Source organism: Kitasatospora sp. NPDC001660 (assembly GCF_053596725.1).
On the sequence record NZ_JBSFGU010000133.1, the window covers coordinates 1 to 1,911 of the forward strand.

Consider the following 1,911-nt stretch of genomic DNA (forward strand, 5'->3'; position numbering starts at 1 on the left):
GGTCGTGTTGTCGGTGTCGCCGAGGCGCTGGAACGGCAGGAAGACCCGGTCCCGGTCCTCGGGGGCGATGCCGGGGCCGCGGTCGATCACCCGGACCTCGACCTGGTCGGCGTGGTGGCTGGCGGTCACCAGGACGGGCGCGCCGGGCGCGTTGTGGCGCAGCGCGTTGGTGATCACGTTGGCGAGGACGCGCTCCAGCAGCGGCGGGTCGGCGAGCACCGGCGGGGCCGTGTCGAGGTCCAGCGGCTGGACCGGCGCGTACGGGTCGGGGAGGCTGTCCAGCGCCCGGGGCAGGATCTCGTCGAGGTGGGTCTCGGTGAGGTGCAGGGTCAGCGCGCCGGCCTGGAGGCGGCTCATGTCGAGCAGGTTGTCGACCAGGCGGGTGAGCTTGACCAGCGACTCGTCGGCGGTGGCGAGGAGTTCGGCCTGGTCCTCGGGCGAGAACTCGACGTCGGGGCTGCGCAGCGAGCCGACCGAGGCGAGCGCGGCGGCGAGCGGCGTGCGCAGGTCGTGGCTGACGGCGGCGAGCAGGGCGGTGCGCATCCGGTCGGCGGCCTTGATCGGCTCGACCTCGGCGGCGACGACGGCCAGCCGGTCGCGCTCCAGCGCGGCGGCGACGTGGGCGGCGAAGGCGGTGAGGACGCGCTGGTCTGCGGCGGGCAGCCGCCGGCCGACGAGCACCAGGAGGGCGTCGGTGCCGACCGGCACCTCGGTGGTCTCCCCGCCCGGCTCGCCCGGGTGCTCCGCCTCGCAGTGGGCCAGCACCTCGCCTCCGCCGCGGGAGAGCAGGGCGACGGAGTCCATGCCGAAGGCCGTCCGGGACTTCTCCAGCAGGGCGGGCAGTGCGTCGGCGCCGCGCAGCACGCTGCCGGCCAGGGTGGAGAGGGTCTCCGCCTCCGCGGTGGCGCGGGCGGCCCGGCTGGTGAGCCGGCTGGCGTGGTCGACGACGGTGGAGACGGCGAGCGCGACGGCGGCGAAGACCACCAGGGCGACGATGTTGTTCGTCTCGGTGATGGTCAGGGTGTAGACGGGCGGGATGAAGAAGTAGTTGAGCAGCAGCGAGGCGATGACCGAGGCCAGCAGCGCGGAGGTGGCGCCGCCGAGCAGGGCGACGATGACCACGCCGAGCTGGAAGATCAGCGCGTCGGTGGTGAGGTTCACGCTGTGGTGCGCCTGGGAGAGGATCCCGGTCAGGATCCAGGGCAGCACGAAGCCGGCGGCGTAGCCGGCGATGGTGCGGCGCTTGGAGTGGCGCCGGCCGAGCGAGGGCAGCCGGCCGCGCCCGGTGAACTCGTGGGTGACCATGTGGACGTCGATGTCCTCGGACGCGTCCACGGTGGTCTCGCCGATGCCGGGGCCGGTGAGGAAGCGGTTGATCCGGCCGCGGCGGCTGGTGCCGAGGACCAGCTGGGTGGCGTCGTGGGCACGGGCGAAGGCCAGCAGCGCGGTGGGGATGTCGTCGCCGACCACCACGTGGTAGCTGCCGCCGAGGGTCTCGACGAGCTGCCGCTGCTGGGCGAGCGTGCCGGAGGAGGCGCCGGCCAGGCCGTCGCTCCTGGTCACGTGGACGGCCAGGAGCTCACCGCCGGCCGTGCGGTCGGCGATCCGGGCGGCGCGGCGGATGATCGTCTCGCCCTCGGGGCCGCCGGTGAGGGCGACCACGACGCGTTCGCGGGTCTCCCAGACGCGGTCGATGTTGTGGCTGGCCCGGTAGTCGCGCAGGCCCTCGTCGACCCGCCCGGCGACCCAGAGCAGGGCGAGCTCGCGCAGGGCGGTGAGATTCCCGACCCGGAAGTAGTTGGACAGGGCCGCGTCGACCTTCTCCGCCTTGTAGACGTTGCCGTGGGCCATGCGGCGGCGCAGCGCCTGCGGGGCCATGTCGACGAGCTCGATCTGGTCGGCCCGGCGGAC

Annotated in this window: 1 protein-coding gene; it reads right to left on the bottom strand. The window is 74.2% G+C overall.

Translation table 11 applies throughout. The annotated features are described in order from the left end of the window. A partial coding sequence (locus tag ACWCXH_RS39870; protein ID WP_449806408.1) for a DUF4118 domain-containing protein occupies window positions 1-1,911 on the bottom strand: 1,911 nt, incomplete at both ends.